This window comes from Yersinia rohdei ATCC 43380 (genome assembly GCF_000173775.1).
GTDB lineage: Bacteria > Pseudomonadota > Gammaproteobacteria > Enterobacterales > Enterobacteriaceae > Yersinia > Yersinia rohdei.
In genome coordinates, this window is the sequence record NZ_ACCD01000007.1 from 61,631 (window position 1) to 78,640 (window position 17,010).

Genomic DNA, 17,010 nt, shown 5'->3' on the forward strand with positions numbered 1-17,010 from the left:
GGGTGTGACATGAAAAGTTATGAGGGGCAGGCACTGGCCGGTATCGTGCTAGATGACGACGCGGTCATGCAGTATTTATTGCAAAATCCCGACTTCTTTATCCGCAACGCGCGTTTGGTTGAACAAATGCATATTCCCCACCCAGTGAGAGGCACGGTCTCATTGGTTGAGTGGCAACTGGCGCGTCAGCGCAACCAGATAGGCCAGTTGGAAGAAGAAATCACTTTACTGATGGAGCAGGCCGGTCTGAATGAAGTGTTATTCAACCGCTTACTGCAACTGCAAAGTAACCTTGCAGCCGCCACTAGTTTGCAAGATATGCTTAATCGCTTGCAGCGCTGGGCCAGAGATTTTGGCCTGGCCGGTGCCAATATCAGGTTGTTCACTGACCGCTGGCAAATCGGCGCACCTTCTGATTTCACTCATTTAGGCCTGTCCCGCCATGCTTTTGAACCCATGCGTATCCAGCGCTTAGGTAATGAACATCATTATCTGGGCAGCTTAAATGGGCCGGAGCTGTTGCTGTTATTGCCCCAAGCCAAACTGGTGGGGTCTGCGGCGCTGTCATTATTGGGTAAAGATGGCGATTTGGGCGTGCTTATTTTTAGCAGCCGCGACACACAACATTATCAGCAAGGTATGGGGACAGTGATGCTAAATCAGCTCGCCATATTATTGCCAAGTCTGTTGGAGCGCTGGGTCGAGCCGGTATGACCGAATTCAGTGCTTCGCTCTCCCCGCAGGTAGAGGCCTTCCTGCGTTTTCTCAAAGTTGAGCGCCAACTCAGCCCACTCACTATCACCAGCTACCGGCGTCAGTTACAGGCGCTGATGGAGATAGCCGAGCCAATGGGCCTGGTGCACTGGCAAACGCTGGATGCAGCTCAGGTGCGCTCACTGGTTTCTCGCAGTAAACGTGCCGGTTTACACTCATCTAGTCTGGCTTTGCGGCTGTCAGCTTTACGCAGTTTTCTTGACTGGCTGGTAAGTCAGGGCGTATTGAATGCTAACCCGGCCAAGGGGGTCAGTACCCCGCGCTCTGGCCGTCATCTGCCGAAAAATATTGATGTCGATGAAGTCGATAAACTGCTGGATATTGATCTCAATGACCCGCTAGCAGTACGTGACCGGGCCATGCTGGAAGTCATGTATGGCGCGGGTTTGCGTCTATCCGAGTTGGTTGGCATGAACTGCAAACATGTGGATCTGGCCAGCGGCGAGGTCTGGGTGATGGGTAAGGGCAGCAAAGAGCGAAAAGTGCCGATTGGCAAGACGGCGGTCACCTGGTTGGAACATTGGTTGGCGTTGCGTGAGTTGTTTGAACCGCAAGACGATGCCATCTTCTTGGCCAATACCGGTAAGCGAATTTCAGCGCGCAATGTGCAGAAACGCTTTGCGGAGTGGGGGGTAAAACAGGGGGTTAGTAGCCATATTCATCCCCATAAACTGCGCCATTCGTTTGCCACTCACATGTTGGAATCCAGTGGCGACTTGCGCGCAGTACAAGAATTACTGGGCCATGCCAATCTGACCACCACACAAATTTATACTCATCTCGACTTTCAACATCTGGCAACAGTGTATGATGCTGCTCATCCACGGGCCAAACGAGGCAAATCCTGATGCATTTTTATCGTCCACTTGAGCGTATCTCCGCCATTACTTTCGATTTGGATGACACGCTGTATGACAATCGGCCAGTGATAACCCGTACAGAACAAGAGTCTGTGGCATTTTTACAGCAATACCATCCTAATTTGGCTCAGCTACAGGCCGCAGATCTTCATGGTTTTCGCCGTGAATTACTGGAACAAGACCCCGATATTTACCACGACGTCACCCAGTGGCGCTGGCATGCCATTGAACTGGGCCTGATGCGACATGGGCTAAGCAAATCAGAAGCACAATGTGGAGCTGATGCGGCGATGGAAAACTTTGCCGTCTGGCGCAGCCGTATTTATGTGCCGCCCGCCACGCACGACACCCTGAGCGCGCTGGCCGAGCATTATCCGCTGGTGGCTATCACCAATGGCAATGCCGACCCTAAAGCCTGCGGGTTAGACAGCTATTTCCAGTTTGTCTTACGTTCTGGCCCTCATGGTCGTGCCAAACCTTTTCGCGATATGTACCATAAAGCGGCGAACCATCTGGATATCCCGCTCAAACAGATTTTGCATGTCGGTGATGACCTGACCACGGATGTTGCCGGTTCACTGCGTTGTGGGATGCAAGCTTGCTGGATTAATGACCGGCAACAAAGTCTGATGACCGCCCGCGATAGCCGGTTATTGCCACATATTGAGATTTCGCAGTTGGCTTCCCTGACAGCATTGCTATAATCCTCTGCAATAACTCTGTATAAATTCACAGTGGAATGGTGGTAAAATAACCGGATAACCCGGTGATTTAGCTTTTTCCCTAACCCGATGAACGGTGCCTATGGACGTTTCTGATCTGCTCGACAGCCTGAATGAAAAACAACGTGAAGCCGTGGCTGCACCACGCTGCAACCTGTTGGTACTGGCCGGTGCGGGCAGTGGTAAAACCCGGGTATTGGTTCATCGTATCGCCTGGCTACTGTCAGTAGAAAACGCTTCTCCGTATTCAATTATTTCGGTGACGTTTACCAACAAAGCGGCCGCTGAAATGCGCCACCGTATTGAGCACTTGATTGGAACCAGCCAGGGAGGGATGTGGATTGGGACTTTCCACGGGCTAGCGCATAGGTTGTTACGCGCTCACCATATGGATGCCAATCTGCCACAAGATTTCCAAATTCTTGATAGCGACGATCAACTGCGGCTTTTAAAACGCTTGGTTAAGGCCCTGAATTTAGATGAAAAGCAATGGCCGCCGCGCCAGGCCATGTGGTACATCAACAGTAAAAAAGATGAAGGGCTGCGCCCGCAACATATTGAAAGCTATGGTAACCCGGTCGAAGCCACTTGGCTGCGCATCTATCAGGCCTATCAAGAAGCCTGTGATCGCGCGGGGCTGGTAGATTTTGCCGAGCTGTTATTGCGCGCGCACGAACTCTGGTTGAACAAACCGCATATTCTTAATCATTATCGCGAACGTTTTACCAATATTCTGGTGGATGAGTTCCAGGATACCAACAATATTCAATACGCCTGGATCCGCCTGCTGGCAGGTGATCGTGCCAATGTCATGATTGTTGGCGACGACGACCAGTCGATTTATGGCTGGCGCGGGGCGCAGGTAGAAAATATCCAGCGTTTCTTGAAAGACTTTCCCGGCGCTGAAACCATCCGTCTGGAGCAAAATTACCGCTCGACCAGCAATATCCTGACCGCAGCGAATGCGCTGATTGCCCATAATGATGGCCGCATGGGAAAAAACCTGTGGACTGAAGGGGCCGAAGGCGAGCCTATTTCACTGTATTGTGCATTTAATGAATTAGATGAAGCCCGCTTTGTGGTCAGCCGTATTAAAGCCTGGCAAGACAATGGTGGTGCGCTGAATGATTGCGCCATTTTGTATCGCAGCAACGCCCAATCGCGCGTGTTGGAAGAAGCCTTACTACAGACCGCCATGCCGTACCGTATTTATGGTGGTCAGCGCTTCTTCGATCGCCAAGAAATTAAAGATGCATTGGCCTATCTGCGTATGATTTCCAATCGCAATGATGATGCGGCCTTTGAGCGGGTGGTGAATACGCCAACCCGTGGTATTGGCGACCGCACGTTAGATGTGGTGCGCCAGACTGCCCGCGACCGTCAGTTAACCTTGTGGCAATCAACGCGCGCGCTGTTACAGGAAAAAGTGCTGGCGGGCCGCGCCGCTTCGGCACTGCAACGTTTTGTCGAGCTGGTGGACTCACTGGCCCATGAAACCGCAGATATGCCACTGCATATCCAAACTGATCGCGTGATTCGTGACTCTGGTTTGTGGTCAATGTATGAGCAAGAGAAAGGCGAAAAAGGCCAGGCGCGTGTTGAAAACCTTGAAGAACTGGTCAACGCGACCCGCCAATACAGTTATCAGGATGAAGATCAGGATTTGACGCCGCTACAGGCATTTCTTTCTCATGCTGCCTTGGAAGCCGGAGAGGGCCAAGCCGATGCCTATCAGGACGCGGTGCAGCTGATGACGCTCCATTCAGCTAAAGGCTTGGAATTCCCGCAGGTATTTATTGTGGGCATGGAAGAGGGCATGTTCCCTAGCCAGATGTCACTGGATGAAGGCGGGCGTCTGGAAGAAGAGCGGCGGCTGGCCTATGTTGGCGTGACTCGTGCGATGCAAAAACTGACTCTCTGTTATGCCGAAAGCCGCCGTCTGTATGGCAAAGAAGTTAATCACCGGCCATCACGTTTTATTGGCGAGTTGCCGCAGGAATGCGTCGAAGAAGTGCGGTTGCGCGCCACGGTCTCGCGCCCGGTAAATCACCGCAGCATGGGGACGCCGATGAACGAAAATGACAGCGGCTTCTTATTGGGCCAGCGGGTGCGTCATCCTAAATTTGGTGAAGGCACCGTGGTTAATTTGGAAGGAAGTGGCGAACACAGCCGATTGCAGGTGGCCTTCCCCGGTGAGGGGATCAAGTGGCTGGTCGCGGCATATGCCAGACTGGAAGCCGTCTAAATGACACCACAGCAGTGTTAGCTGGCACTCACTTACCCGAATCACCTGACTTTGTCAGCTCACTGGGGCGCGTTCATTCGTGACCTTGCTGTAACGCCAATGACTTTGGGTAAATCCTGTGAACATAATACAGCCGCGGTATTCGCGGCTCTAATCCTGAGCCGCTTGTTTGGCATCGGTTTCAGCTTGCAACAAAATGGCCTTGCCCATCCACTGGGTGACATCCTGAATCCCGGCCTCATCTAAATTCCAGATATCTTTCAATACCATAAAAACTTCTGACCCATAGATTAATGAAAAAGCATGAATGACTCTTTGCAATGCTTCTGGGGATAACTTCTCTTCTAATGGCTCAACAGCGAGTTTTAACAACCGTTTACGGTTGCCGCGCACTAACTTTTCTTCATTATTAGGATGGCTACGATTATCCGCCCATTGCTGCAAAGACAGATGCAATGCCGCTCGCAGCACACCTTCGTGTTGCAACATTCGTGGGTAAGCGAAAGACAGTAATTCGGCAATCCGCTGGCGGGCATCGGGTTGAGTCGGCTGCCATGTCAAGATTGGCCCAAGACTTTCATCGACCATAGCTGCGACTAATGCACTTTGAGTCGGGAAGTAGCGATAAGCCGTGGCACGGGAAAGCTGAGCAGCATTTGCCACTTCGGTTATTGATGGAAATGCGCCTTGCTCATACATCGACATTGCGGTGTCAATGAGTAACCGCCGGGTTCTCGCCCGAATGGTAGTTAACGAAGAGGGGCTTTCCTGTTTATTCTGATTGCTCACGGCCACTCCAGGGCTACAGATGGCATTGTTGTCCACTATAACAAATCAGTTACACAAATCGATATGAAAGCATTTCATCTTCACTATTTTTTGAGACGACAGTCTCATATCTAACTCAAGCGCTTTGCATAAATAATACCACAGTCTCAATATGTTCATATCTTAACCATTCGCGTTTGGTTATTTGGCTATAAAAAATCAATAAAGAGCAGTGAACGGCTTAAATTTTGGTGACATTCCGCATTCATAGAAGGATGTTCAGATGCCTCGTCATATTTATATTGCGACCACGACAGATACCAAAGGCGAAGAGCTGGCGTATGTCAGTGAATTGATTAAAGCAACCGGCCTCACCACGGTCACCGTTGATTTATCGACGAAAGAAGGTAAGCGGACTTGTGGCGCGGATATCTCGGCCGAAACAGTCGCGAGTTATCACCCAGATGGGCGTCAGGCAGTTTTCTGTGGTGACAGAGGGCTGGCGATAAGTGCGATGTCACTGGCTTTCGAACGCTTTATTAGTAGCCATGAAAATGTTGCCGCGTTGCTAGGTTTGGGTGGCTCCGGTGGCACGGCATTGATAACTCCAGCCATGCAAAGTTTACCTATCGGCATTCCTAAACTAATGGTTTCTACTATGGCTTCTGGTGATATTTCCGGTTATATCGGTGCCAGCGATATTGCGATGATGTATTCGGTCACTGATATTGCCGGGCTGAATCGTATTTCTCGCCGTGTGCTCAGTAACGCGGCGCATCAAATTGCCGGTGCCGTGTATTTTGCCAAAATAGAGTCAGCTACAGAGGATAAACCGGCGCTGGGGTTGACCATGTTTGGCGTCACCACCCCCTGTATTCAGGAGGTTAGCGCCGCATTGTCCTCAGAATATGATTGTCTGGTTTTCCACGCCACGGGCAGCGGCGGCAAGGCGATGGAAAAACTGGCCGAAAGCGGCTTGCTCGCAGGGGTGCTTGACTTGACCACCACGGAAGTCTGCGACCTATTATTTGATGGTGTATTAGCCTGCGGCCCTGAACGTTTCGATGCCATAGCGCACACCAATATTCCTTATGTCGGTTCTTGTGGTGCATTGGATATGGTTAATTTTAGTAGCCCAGCCACCATTCCTGCAAAATATGCCGATCGCCTGTTTTATAAACATAACGCGCAGGTCACGCTGATGCGCACCACTGAGCAAGAAAATATTGAGCTGGCGCGCTGGATTGGCGAAAAACTTAATTGTTGCCAGGGCGAAGTGCGCTTCTTAATTCCGAACGGCGGGTTCTCGGCACTGGATGCTCCTGGGCAACCCTTCTGGGACGAAAAGGCATTGAACGCCTTTATTCAGACATTGGAAGAGACGGTCATTCAAACCCCAAAACGCCGCCTGGTGCATTATCCATTCAATATTAACGACCCAAGATTTGCTCAGGCTGCGGTGGAAAATTTTAAAGAAATAGCAAAAAGCCCATCCCACCCTAAATAATTCAAGTTGCAGGAAGGCGGCAACTGAGTCAATCCCCAGGAGCTTACACGAGTCAGTGACTGGGGTGAGCGAAGGCAGCCAACGCACATGCAGTTTGAAGTATGACGGGTTTAGGGCCATTTAATTCGTGGAGAAACACATGCCAAAATTTCAACGTCAGGCCATATTGGCTAAATTTAGAGCAATGATTGCCCGCCGTGAGCCAATTATTGGCGGCGGTGCCGGTACAGGGTTGTCGGCTAAATGTGAAGAAGCTGGTGGCATTGATTTAATCGTTATCTATAACTCAGGCCGCTATCGCATGGCGGGCCGGGGCTCGCTGGCAGGATTGCTGGCCTACGGCAATGCCAATGACATTGTGGTCGATATGGCAAAAGAAGTGTTACCTGTGGTTAAAAATACCCCAGTGTTAGCTGGGGTTAATGGCACCGACCCCTTCTGCCAATTTGACAATTTTTTAGAGAGTTTGAAAGATTTAGGCTTTTCTGGGGTGCAGAATTTCCCGACCGTGGGCTTAATTGACGGTAACTTCCGTGCGAATCTGGAAGAAACAGGCATGGGTTATGGCTTGGAAGTGGACATGATCCGCCTGGCGCATGAAAAAGATTTGCTGACCACACCTTATGTTTTCAGTGCTGAAGACGCCATCGCTATGACCCAAGCAGGGGCGGATATTATTGTCCCTCATATGGGGCTGACGACGGGCGGCAACATTGGCGCGGATACTGCACTGAAGTTGGCGGATTGCGTGCCTTTGATTAATGCATGGGCCGCGGCGGCAAAAAACGTGCGCGAAGATGTGATTGTACTGTGTCACGGCGGGCCAATTTCGACCCCTGAAGACGCGCAATACATTATGGATAATTGCCCACAATGTGATGGTTTTTACGGCGCGAGTTCGATGGAACGGTTACCGACAGAAATTGCACTTACGAACACCACAAAACAATTTAAAAATATAAAGCGTTAATATTTTGCCAATACCAAAGGGAAGCCTGTTTTGTAAATTTCACCCTATTCTGGGTTAAATAAAGAGGCAGGATACACAAAACCGAAGTCGACGCTGACTTCGGTTTTTTTACTGATATTATTTCCGGCAGAGATTACTGCTGGCAGATTTCATTGCTGATAATGCGCCCCAATATCAGCCGTCGCATACCACGCCAATAGATTGCTGACTTCCTCTTCACCCTCGGCAGGTGACCAGCGGGCGAAATATTCAGCAGTAATGGGCTGGTAAGGGCCGTGTTTAACTTCAAAAATAACCGCCCCTTCTTCCAGTGAGAGCACGGCGTGCCACACATTGGCGGGGATTTCCATAATAGCGGTTTCCCGGCCCAACAGCGTGCGGTGGGTGACTTTCCCTGCGTCATCAAACAGCAGCACAATAAAGTTGCCGTGCAATGCAGTCAGTAATTCCCAAGTGTGAGGGTGGCGATGTGGGCGGACATACGTCTCTGGCTCCATTGCTATCGCCAGGCGCTGTATCGGGTCGTCGAGCTGTGGATGGAAGTTAAGATTGGCTCTCTGACGCGGTGACTGCTGCGCTTGCTGGCTCAACTGCATCAGAGTTTGTTGGGTGATTTGCTTCATTCTGGTCAAATATCCTTAAGAGTGGCTGACTGTAATCTCGCGTAAACAGAGTGATGTTATACCCGTCATACTTCAAGCTGCATATGTGTTGGCCGCCTTTCTGCAACTCGAATTATTTAGGGTATATCGCTGCGCGCTGTGGGATAAAAAATCTTGCCACTCAGAACTGAAAATTGTGCTCATGAATTAACACCTTTTAACCGGTTGACAGCCTTTTTCTTCTCGGCGTAACATGCGCGCACTATTCTTAATGAGGACATTCGCCTTGGACACACCCAGTAGATACTGGCTCAATAACCTGTTAATTTGGTGCAACTTCTAAGGCTATCCTCATATTTGCTGATAGCCTTCGTGGTTGTCAGCGACCCCGCTAAACTGTCGCTGTGAGTCAGATCTCCTTATGGTCTGAAACAAACGGTATTTCAATACTCTGCTGTTTCTGTGCTTCAATGCGTTTCCCACTCCATTACCGTAAGGGAGTTTTGGTACATGCTGAGCGCATTTAAATTAAGTAACAATCGCTTATCCCGTTTGGAGCTGGATGAATCAGATGACCTGACAACCTCAATTTGGGTCGATTTAGTCGAGCCAGAAGATGGGGAGCGAGATCGCGTCCAGTCTGAATTAGGGCAAAGCCTGGCGACGCGGCCAGAGTTGGATGACATTGAGGCCTCCGCGCGCTTCTTTGAAGATGAAGATGGCCTGCATATTCACTCCTTCTTTTATTATGAAGATGCTGAAGATCATGCTGGCAACTCCACAGTGGCATTTACTATCCGTGATGGCCGCCTTTATACCTTGCGTGAGCGCGAATTACCGGCATTTCGGTTGTACCGGATGCGTGCACGTAATCAGGTACTGGTGGATGGCAATGCCTATGAATTGCTGCTGGACTTGTTCGAAACCAAAATTGAACAGCTAGCTGATGAAATCGAAAATATTTACAGCGATTTAGAAGCATTAAGCCGCGTTATTATGGAAGGCCAGCAAGGGGATGAATACGATGCTGCGCTGTCTACGCTGGCAGAGCAGGAGGATATTGGCTGGAAAGTCAGATTGTGTCTGATGGATACCCAGCGGGCGCTAAATTTTCTGGTACGTAAAGCTCGGTTGCCCAGCGGTCAGTTGGAACAGGCTCGCGAAGTGCTACGCGATATCGAATCCTTGTTGCCACACAATGAATCCTTGTTCCAGAAAGTTAACTTCCTGATGCAGGCGGCGATGGGTTTTATCAATATCGAACAGAACCGGATTATTAAAATCTTCTCAGTGGTTTCTGTGGTCTTTCTACCACCGACCCTGGTGGCATCCAGCTACGGGATGAACTTTGAGTTTATGCCGGAATTGAATTGGTCATTTGGCTACCCAGCGGCGATCAGTTTGATGATTATTGCCGGTCTGGCCCCCTATTTATATTTTAAACGCAAGAACTGGCTCTAACTTTCGAATATGGCGTTGCAGGGATACCTAGCTACAACGCCATATTATTTTTTATAATCAGATGGTTGGCAAAGTTGATTGAAGGGGAAATGTGCCTAATGGGTCGTAATGGCGAAAGCCGTCGGCGTGCTCATAGGTGCAGACACCGCCGACTGACTCGGAACTGAAAATACAGGTTGGTCATCAACCTCTTATAATGTTTTTAATTATAATGGTTAAGCACGCAGTTTACGTTGGGTATAGAGTGCATCCAGAGTGAACAGCAATAGCGCCGCCCAGATAAAGATGAAGGTCACCATTTTATCGTTACCGATAGTCTCACCGTAAAAAGTGACTGCCAGAATAAACATCAGCGTCGGCCCTAAATACTGGAAGAAACCGAGTGTCGAGAGCCGTAAACGGGTGGCCGCCGCAGTGAAGAACAGCAGCGGAATGGTGGTAATCACCCCTGCCGCGGCTAACAAAGCATTCAGTGAGCCAGTATTAGCACTTAGGTGGCTGGTAGGGCTGTCAGCAATAAAGAACAAATAAACCGCAGCTATCGGTAATAACCACATTGTTTCAACCAACATGCCGGTTTGGGCATCAATTCCCAGCTTTTTACGTATCAGGCCATATAAGGCAAAAGAGATGGCCAGACCCAGGGCGATTATTGGCAGTGAGCCAAACTGCCACAGCTGAATTAACACCCCGGCAAACGCCAAAGATACTGCGACCCATTGCATACGGCGAAAACGCTCGCCAAGAAATAACATGCCAAATAGCACATTGACCAGCGGGTTAATAAAGTAACCCAAACTGGCTTCCAGCATATGGTTGTGATTTACCGCCCAGATAAATAATAGCCAATTACTGGCAATTAATACTGCGGTAACCGCGAGTAATAGCAGGCGTTTGCCATTTCTACAGGCGCTGCGAACTTGTGGCCAATGACGGCTGACAGTAAGCAATATCAGCATAAAGAAAAATGACCAGATAATCCGATGAGTTAAAATTTCATCTGCCGGCACCTGTTGGATTAGCTTGAAATAAGCAGGGGCAAGGCCCCAAATGAAATAGGCAGCCAGAGCAAAGAAAATGCCCTGACGGGTTCGTTGTTTATCCATGGAGTGGCTCAGAACAAGAAAGGAGATGCGGTGAGTGTACTTAACTTCGTGCTACTAATCATCACCGCTTAAGGTCAAATTAACCGACCAGATAGGTTGCCGTTGCGCTGGCGATATGTATTTGCTGGTCATTATGCAGCTCGACCCTGGCAACAGACACTTTATTGCCACTGCGTAAAATACTGCTGCTGGCGATAAAATGCTCACCACGGCCGGGGCGCAAATAATCAACTCTTAGGTCAATAGTGCCCATTTTCGCTAGCTTCATTTGCAGTTGTTCCTGAATCAGCGGCTCATGACGAACCAGGCTGTTACCCACACAAACCAAGCCCGCAGCTACATCCAGCACCGCGGCAATAACCCCACCATGCAAAATTCTTTGCGCGATGTTTCCGACCAATTTGTCATTATTATCGAAAGTAATTTCGGCGTAATCTTGTTCAAAACGAGTGAGTTTTAAACCTAATTCACGATTAAATGGCATGTGATAAACAAAAATCTCGCCGATGAGGTGACGAGCATCTTCCAGTGTTAATGGTGTAACCGACATTGCACTTTATTCTCTTAGTCATGGCCCACAGTGCCAATTACTGTGGGTGTTAGTTAATTAATTGTTTATTTTATGCCCCTATTTTGTTGTTTTCCAGTTGTTAACTCATAAATATAAACAAGACTAATCCCCTATAACATTTGTGTGTAGAATGAGCTGTTTTCATTACAAATAGAAATAATTTACAAAATGACGGGGGAGTTATGGGAAAGTTTTGGCGAATAATAGTGGCATTATTGCTGGTGCCAACGTTGGCGCAAGCAGAAGACGTAAAGGATAAACAGGCTCCTGCGGCACGTGGCAGTATCATCGCGGCCATGTTGGAAGATCACGACAATCCATTCTTGCTTTATCCTTATGAAACCAACTATTTACTGTACACCTATACCAGCGATATCAACAAAGACGCGATTAGCTCTTATGATTGGGCTGAAAATGCTAAAAAAGACGAAGTTAAATTCCAACTGAGTTTAGGCTTCCCAATTTGGCGTGGTATTGCGGGTGAAAATTCATTACTGGGTGCCTCTTATACTCAGCGGTCTTGGTGGCAGGCATCTAATAGTGATGAATCCGCCCCATTCCGTGAAACCAACTACGAACCGCAGATGTTCCTGGCATGGGCAACCGATTATGAGTTTGCTGGCTGGACTTTCCGGGAGGTTGAATTTGGTTTTAACCACCAATCCAATGGTAAAGCTGATCCAACTTCACGTAGTTGGAATCGTGTTTATACCCGTGTAATGGCACAGCGCGGCAATTTGGAAGTTGACCTGAAGCCTTGGTTCCGTCTTCAGGAAAGCGATGCAAAAGATGACAACCCCGATATCACTAAATACATGGGTTATTATCGTCTGAAAGTCGGCTATGCTCTGGGCAACAGTGTGTTCAGCATTGATGGCCGCTATAACTGGAATACCGGCTATGGTGGTGCAGAAATGGGCTGGAGCTATCCAATCACTAAAAATGTGCGTTTCTATACCCAAGTGTTCAGTGGCTATGGTGAGTCAATGATTGACTATAACTTTAGGCAAACACGGGTGGGTATGGGTATCATGTTGAATGATGTCCTTTAACGTCATCCGGCGTTAGAAAAGTTTCAGACACAGGCCGGTTAACCTGCCTGTGCAGATCTAAAAGTTGGGGAAGAGTGTGTCAACCGCAGCAGTGATAAATAGGGAATTATTGGCAGAGCAAGTATTGCGAGATACTTTCGGCTATCAGCAATTCCGGCCCGGACAACAAGAAATTATCAACGCCACCTTATCAGGGCAAGACTGCCTGGTAGTGATGCCAACCGGTGGGGGTAAATCCTTGTGTTATCAGATTCCGGCACTGGTGACGGAGGGCTTAACGCTGGTGGTTTCCCCGTTAATCTCCCTGATGAAAGACCAGGTTGACCAACTGCTGGCCTATGGCGTGGGGGCGGGGTGCTTAAACTCATCGCAAACACGTGAACAGCAATTGGCAGTGATGGACGGTTGTCGCAGTGGTCAAATTAAACTGCTGTATATCGCGCCAGAACGTCTGGTAATGGAGAGCTTTCTTGATCAACTGCATCAGTGGCGTCCGGCTCTGTTGGCGGTGGACGAAGCCCATTGTATTTCCCAATGGGGGCATGATTTCCGCCCGGAATATCGTGCTCTTGGTCAGTTAAAGCAACGTTTCCCCGATTTACCGGTTATTGCTCTGACCGCTACGGCGGATGAAGCGACGCGCGGTGATATTGTGCGTTTGCTCAATTTAGAAAATCCATTGATTCAGGTCAGTAGCTTTGACCGCCCCAATATCCGCTATACCTTGGTCGAGAAGTTCAAACCTCTGGACCAATTATGGCGTTTTGTCCAAGACCAACGCGGTAAAAGTGGCATTATTTATTGTAATAGCCGGGCAAAAGTGGAAGACACTACCGCCCGCTTGCAAAGCCGTGGTTTGAGTGTCGCGGCTTATCATGCCGGGCTGGATAACGAACGCCGGGCGCATGTGCAGGAAGCTTTTCAGCGCGATGACCTACAAGTGGTGGTCGCCACTGTTGCCTTCGGGATGGGGATTAATAAACCGAATGTCCGCTTTGTAGTGCATTTTGATATTCCGCGCACTATCGAATCTTACTATCAGGAAACCGGTCGCGCCGGGCGTGATGGTTTGCCCGCCGAAGCTATGCTGCTGTATGACCCGGCCGACATGGCGTGGTTGCGCCGCTGTCTGGAAGAAAAACCGGCGGGCGCACAACAAGATATCGAGCGGCATAAACTCAATGCGATGGGCGCGTTTGCCGAAGCCCAAACTTGTCGCCGGTTAGTGTTACTCAACTATTTTGGTGAGGGTAAACAGCAATCTTGCGGTAACTGCGATATTTGCCTTGATCCACCCAAGCGCTATGACGGGCTAGCTGATGCACAAAAAGCGCTATCTTGTGTGTATCGGGTTGGGCAGCGTTTTGGTTTGGGGTATATCGTCGAAGTGCTGCGCGGGGCCAATAATCAGCGCATTCGTGAATTTGGTCATGACAAACTATCCGTCTATGGTCTTGGTCGCGAACAAAGTCATGAGCACTGGGTCAGTGTATTGCGCCAGCTGATTCACCTGGGGCTACTGAGCCAAAATATTGCGATGTTCTCTGCCTTACAACTGACAGAAGCCGCCCGCCCGGTATTACGTGCTGAATTGCCATTGCAACTGGCGGTGCCGCGAATTCAGAGCTTGAAAGCCCGCAGCAGTGCCAATCAAAAATCCTATGGCGGCAATTATGACCGCAAGTTATTTGCCAAATTACGCAAATTGCGCAAATCTATCGCTGACGAAGGCAATATCCCGCCTTACGTGGTATTTAACGATACCACTTTGTTAGAGATGGCGGAGCAGATGCCGATTACCGCCAGCGAGCTATTGAGTGTTAATGGTGTTGGGCAGCGGAAGTTGGAGCGTTTTGGCGCACCTTTCATGGCCATGATCCGTGACCATGTAGATAATAACGACGACTAATTCACTCTTTTCCTGCCCCGAGGTTTTGCTCATGTTAATGCTATTTCTGACTGTTGCGCTGGTGCACTTGGTGGCTCTGATGAGCCCGGGGCCTGATTTCTTTTTTGTCTCACAAACTGCCGCCAGCCGTTCGCGCCGCGAGGCCATGATGGGGGTGGTCGGGATTTCGCTGGGCATTGTTATCTGGGCGGGTGTGGCTCTGATGGGGCTGAATCTTCTCTTGCAGAAAATGGCGTGGTTACATCAGATTATTATGGTCGGTGGCGGATTATATCTGTGCTGGATGGGGTGGCAGTTGCTGAAATCCGCTCGGGCGAAACAAGATGTTGCCGCAGGTGAGGTGCAGGTCGTGTTGCCCGCCCGTGGCCGGACTTTCCTGCGCGGTTTTCTAACCAATCTTTCAAACCCTAAAGCTGTTATCTATTTCGGCAGCGTATTTTCACTGTTTGTGGGTGATAGTGTCAGTGCTGGCGCGCGCTGGGGCTTGTTTATCATGATAGTGGCGGAAACATTCGTGTGGTTTAGCGTAGTGGCCTGCATATTTGCTTTACCGGTGATGCGCCGTGGTTATCAGCGCGTATCCAAATGGATTGATGGCTTGGCTGGAGTGTTGTTTACTGGTTTTGGCATTCATTTGATTTTATCCCGCTAGCCGGTATGGCGCTAAACTAATAAATCCACCGGCAGATTTCTCCGGTGGATTCAGCCACATTATACTTTTCTGGCAGTTGCCAGTATTGCCCCAACCAGCATGAATAGACCGCCAAATATTCTGTTCAATAATTTCATTTGTTGCGGTGATTTAATCCAGCCAGCAATTCGTGTGGCAAGGGTGGCATAGCCAATCATCACGATGATATCAACAATGACGCTGGTGCAGCCCAGAATCAAATATTGTGCCACCTGCGGTTGATTTGGCAGCACAAATTGCGGGAATAATGCGGCCAGAAAAACAATGCTTTTCGGGTTGGTCAGGTTAACAAATACCGCCCGTTTAAAGAGTTTCCGCCGTGGCATACTGTTGGCTAATGCATGCAAATCCAGCGCACCGGCGGCGCGCCATTGTTGGATGCCAAGCCAGATTAAATACGCCGCGCCTAGCCATTTTAATATTTCAAATGCCAGCAGCGATTGTGAAATCAGTGCGCCCAGTCCCACACCAACCAGCACAATATGCACGGCTAATCCAAGTTGTAATCCGCAAATTGAGGCCACCACCCCACGGGTGCCGTGACTGATGGCGGTGCTCATGGTGTTAATGGCACCAGAACCAGGGGACAGACTGAGGATAAGTGTTGTCAGCAAATAAGTTAACCACCAGTCTAAGGTCATCGGCAAAGCTCCCGGAATGCGTAAATTTATGCCACAATACTCTATTGCTAATAGTTGTGCTATGGCTCACAAAACGACGATTTGTTCACTAAATAGCGAGCGAGGCTATGCCGTTAGATAATCAAATGAATAGCTGGTTAACCCGTGAAGAGCAGTTTGCTGCTTTTGTTAACGGCCCATTGCTCGATTTCTGGCAGCAGCGCGATGAAGATGAGTTTATGGGGGTTGATAATATTCCCATTCGCTATGTTCGTTTTTGTGCACCACTTCATACTCGTGTTGTGGTCGTGGTGCCCGGTCGTATTGAAAGCTACATTAAATATCCTGAAGTGGCTTACGATCTTTTCCAGCAAGGCTATGATGTCATAGTGCTGGATCATCGTGGTCAGGGGAGATCCGGGCGCATGCTTGCGGATCATCACCGTGGTCATGTGATCAAGTTCGATGATTATATTGAAGATTTTGCGCAGCTCATGGCGCGGGAAATAACCCATAGCCATTATCAACAACGTTTTGCTTTGGCTCATTCTATGGGCGGGGCAATTCTGACGCGTTTTCTGGCAAAAGAGCCGCAGGCATTTGATGCCGTGGCACTTTGTGCCCCCATGTTTGGGATTCATTTGCCGATGCCGGGTTGGTTGGCTCACCGGATTGTTGATTGGGCCGAAGGGCATCAGAAACTGCGGGATTATTATGCCATCGGCACCGGTCAGTGGCGGCCATTGCCGTATCTGGTTAATATGCTGACTCACAGTCGCGAGCGCTATCGCCGCTATTTGCGCCAATATGCGGACACCCCGGACATCCGCGTCGGCGGGCCGACATATCATTGGATCCGTGAAAGTTTGCTGGTGGGTGAGCAAATTATTGCGCAAGCCGATAAAATTACGACACCGGTTTTGTTATTGCAGGCCAGTGAGGATCGGGTGGTACATAACCCGGCCCATAATGCTTTTTCTCAGGCTATGACTCTGGCGGGACACCCTTGTGAAGGGGGCGAACCTAAGGTCATTCAAGGGGCACGCCATGAGATCCTGTTCGAGCGGGACCAGCTGCGTGCCGAGGCGCTAAGCGCCATATTGCGTTTTTTTGCGCAACATCAACCATCAGTCAGCCGCTAGGCTCCGACAC

At 49.4% G+C, this 17,010-nt stretch carries 16 protein-coding genes; 11 read left to right on the top strand and 5 right to left on the bottom strand.

Annotated features, from left to right (window positions below):
* The first annotated feature begins 9 nt into the window (after window positions 1-9).
* The 4 genes from YROHD0001_RS10890 to uvrD all read left to right on the top strand — a co-directional run bounded on the left by YROHD0001_RS10890 (window position 10) and on the right by uvrD (window position 4,601).
* Window positions 10-714, top strand: coding sequence for a DUF484 domain-containing protein (locus YROHD0001_RS10890; protein ID WP_004714262.1), 705 nt, complete (start codon window positions 10-12; stop codon window positions 712-714).
* The gene (gene xerC, locus YROHD0001_RS10885) at window positions 711-1,622 is read left to right on the top strand and encodes a tyrosine recombinase XerC (RefSeq protein ID WP_032816619.1); all 912 of its coding nucleotides are present in this window, start codon (window positions 711-713) and stop codon (window positions 1,620-1,622) included. The genes YROHD0001_RS10890 and xerC overlap by 4 nt, the downstream gene beginning before the upstream one ends.
* Window positions 1,622-2,338: a 5-amino-6-(5-phospho-D-ribitylamino)uracil phosphatase YigB gene (yigB, locus tag YROHD0001_RS0117720; protein ID WP_032816620.1), complete on the top strand. Its 717-nt coding sequence runs from the start codon at window positions 1,622-1,624 to the stop codon at window positions 2,336-2,338. The genes xerC and yigB overlap by 1 nt, the downstream gene beginning before the upstream one ends.
* A 100-nt stretch (window positions 2,339-2,438) precedes the next feature.
* The gene (gene uvrD, locus YROHD0001_RS10880; protein WP_004714264.1) at window positions 2,439-4,601 is read left to right on the top strand and encodes a DNA helicase II; all 2,163 of its coding nucleotides are present in this window, start codon (window positions 2,439-2,441) and stop codon (window positions 4,599-4,601) included.
* A 150-nt stretch (window positions 4,602-4,751) separates the two neighbouring features.
* Here the strand turns inward: uvrD and YROHD0001_RS10875 are convergent, their stop codons facing one another.
* The gene (locus YROHD0001_RS10875) at window positions 4,752-5,390 is read right to left on the bottom strand and encodes a TetR/AcrR family transcriptional regulator (RefSeq protein ID WP_032816621.1); all 639 of its coding nucleotides are present in this window, start codon (window positions 5,388-5,390) and stop codon (window positions 4,752-4,754) included.
* Window positions 5,391-5,652: 262 nt separating this feature from the next.
* Here YROHD0001_RS10875 and YROHD0001_RS10870 point away from each other — a divergent pair, with 262 nt between their 5' ends.
* Both YROHD0001_RS10870 and YROHD0001_RS10865 read left to right on the top strand, forming a co-directional pair.
* Complete coding sequence (locus YROHD0001_RS10870) at window positions 5,653-6,876, top strand: Tm-1-like ATP-binding domain-containing protein (protein WP_004714266.1); 1,224 nt, start codon at window positions 5,653-5,655, stop codon at window positions 6,874-6,876.
* Window positions 6,877-7,015: 139 nt separating this feature from the next.
* A complete protein-coding gene (locus YROHD0001_RS10865) occupies window positions 7,016-7,846 on the top strand; it encodes a phosphoenolpyruvate hydrolase family protein (RefSeq protein WP_032816622.1) in 831 nt (276 codons plus the stop codon).
* Between the two features lie 149 nt (window positions 7,847-7,995).
* Here the strand turns inward: YROHD0001_RS10865 and YROHD0001_RS10860 are convergent, their stop codons facing one another.
* Window positions 7,996-8,469, bottom strand: coding sequence for a WbuC family cupin fold metalloprotein (locus YROHD0001_RS10860; RefSeq protein WP_004714268.1), 474 nt, complete (start codon window positions 8,467-8,469; stop codon window positions 7,996-7,998).
* 489 nt (window positions 8,470-8,958) lie between these two features.
* Here YROHD0001_RS10860 and corA point away from each other — a divergent pair, with 489 nt between their 5' ends.
* Window positions 8,959-9,909: a magnesium/cobalt transporter CorA gene (gene corA, locus YROHD0001_RS10855; protein WP_004714269.1), complete on the top strand. Its 951-nt coding sequence runs from the start codon at window positions 8,959-8,961 to the stop codon at window positions 9,907-9,909.
* A 215-nt stretch (window positions 9,910-10,124) separates the two neighbouring features.
* On the opposite strand, the gene rarD is transcribed toward corA, so the two are convergent.
* Window positions 10,125-11,015, bottom strand: coding sequence for an EamA family transporter RarD (gene rarD, locus YROHD0001_RS10850; RefSeq protein ID WP_004714270.1), 891 nt, complete (start codon window positions 11,013-11,015; stop codon window positions 10,125-10,127).
* A 79-nt stretch (window positions 11,016-11,094) separates the two neighbouring features.
* The gene (locus tag YROHD0001_RS10845; RefSeq protein ID WP_004714271.1) at window positions 11,095-11,565 is read right to left on the bottom strand and encodes a thioesterase family protein; all 471 of its coding nucleotides are present in this window, start codon (window positions 11,563-11,565) and stop codon (window positions 11,095-11,097) included.
* Window positions 11,566-11,768: 203 nt separating this feature from the next.
* On the opposite strand from YROHD0001_RS10845, the gene pldA reads away from it, so the two are divergent.
* The 3 genes from pldA to rhtC all read left to right on the top strand — a co-directional run bounded on the left by pldA (window position 11,769) and on the right by rhtC (window position 15,199).
* Window positions 11,769-12,638, top strand: coding sequence for a phospholipase A (gene pldA, locus YROHD0001_RS10840; protein ID WP_004714272.1), 870 nt, complete (start codon window positions 11,769-11,771; stop codon window positions 12,636-12,638).
* A 76-nt stretch (window positions 12,639-12,714) separates the two neighbouring features.
* Window positions 12,715-14,547 carry an ATP-dependent DNA helicase RecQ gene (gene recQ / locus YROHD0001_RS10835; RefSeq protein WP_004714273.1) on the top strand — a complete coding sequence of 611 codons (1,833 nt, stop codon included), beginning with the start codon at window positions 12,715-12,717 and terminating at the stop codon, window positions 14,545-14,547.
* Window positions 14,548-14,578: 31 nt separating this feature from the next.
* The gene (gene rhtC / locus YROHD0001_RS10830; RefSeq protein ID WP_004714274.1) at window positions 14,579-15,199 is read left to right on the top strand and encodes a threonine export protein RhtC; all 621 of its coding nucleotides are present in this window, start codon (window positions 14,579-14,581) and stop codon (window positions 15,197-15,199) included.
* A gap of 59 nt (window positions 15,200-15,258) precedes the next feature.
* Here rhtC and rhtB read toward each other — a convergent pair whose 3' ends face one another.
* Window positions 15,259-15,879 carry a homoserine/homoserine lactone efflux protein gene (rhtB, locus tag YROHD0001_RS10825; RefSeq protein ID WP_004714275.1) on the bottom strand — a complete coding sequence of 207 codons (621 nt, stop codon included), beginning with the start codon at window positions 15,877-15,879 and terminating at the stop codon, window positions 15,259-15,261.
* A gap of 107 nt (window positions 15,880-15,986) precedes the next feature.
* Between rhtB and pldB the strand changes: the two genes are divergently transcribed.
* Window positions 15,987-17,000: a lysophospholipase L2 gene (gene pldB / locus YROHD0001_RS10820; RefSeq protein ID WP_004714276.1), complete on the top strand. Its 1,014-nt coding sequence runs from the start codon at window positions 15,987-15,989 to the stop codon at window positions 16,998-17,000.
* The last annotated feature ends 10 nt before the right edge of the window (window positions 17,001-17,010 follow it).

Bases quoted from the DNA above. Each gene is read 5' to 3' on its own strand.
- YROHD0001_RS10890 (WP_004714262.1), top strand. From the start codon at position 10: ATGAAAAGTTATGAGGGGCAGGCACTGGCCGGTATCGTGCTAGATGAC.
- xerC (WP_032816619.1), top strand. From the start codon at position 711: ATGACCGAATTCAGTGCTTCGCTCTCCCCGCAGGTAGAGGCCTTCCTG.
- yigB (WP_032816620.1), top strand. From the start codon at position 1,622: ATGCATTTTTATCGTCCACTTGAGCGTATCTCCGCCATTACTTTCGAT.
- uvrD (WP_004714264.1), top strand. From the start codon at position 2,439: ATGGACGTTTCTGATCTGCTCGACAGCCTGAATGAAAAACAACGTGAA.
- YROHD0001_RS10870 (WP_004714266.1), top strand. From the start codon at position 5,653: ATGCCTCGTCATATTTATATTGCGACCACGACAGATACCAAAGGCGAA.
- YROHD0001_RS10865 (WP_032816622.1), top strand. From the start codon at position 7,016: ATGCCAAAATTTCAACGTCAGGCCATATTGGCTAAATTTAGAGCAATG.
- YROHD0001_RS10860 (WP_004714268.1), bottom strand. From the start codon at position 8,469: ATGAAGCAAATCACCCAACAAACTCTGATGCAGTTGAGCCAGCAAGCG.
- corA (WP_004714269.1), top strand. From the start codon at position 8,959: ATGCTGAGCGCATTTAAATTAAGTAACAATCGCTTATCCCGTTTGGAG.
- rarD (WP_004714270.1), bottom strand. From the start codon at position 11,015: ATGGATAAACAACGAACCCGTCAGGGCATTTTCTTTGCTCTGGCTGCC.
- YROHD0001_RS10845 (WP_004714271.1), bottom strand. From the start codon at position 11,565: ATGTCGGTTACACCATTAACACTGGAAGATGCTCGTCACCTCATCGGC.
- pldA (WP_004714272.1), top strand. From the start codon at position 11,769: ATGGGAAAGTTTTGGCGAATAATAGTGGCATTATTGCTGGTGCCAACG.
- rhtC (WP_004714274.1), top strand. From the start codon at position 14,579: ATGTTAATGCTATTTCTGACTGTTGCGCTGGTGCACTTGGTGGCTCTG.
- rhtB (WP_004714275.1), bottom strand. From the start codon at position 15,879: ATGACCTTAGACTGGTGGTTAACTTATTTGCTGACAACACTTATCCTC.
- pldB (WP_004714276.1), top strand. From the start codon at position 15,987: ATGCCGTTAGATAATCAAATGAATAGCTGGTTAACCCGTGAAGAGCAG.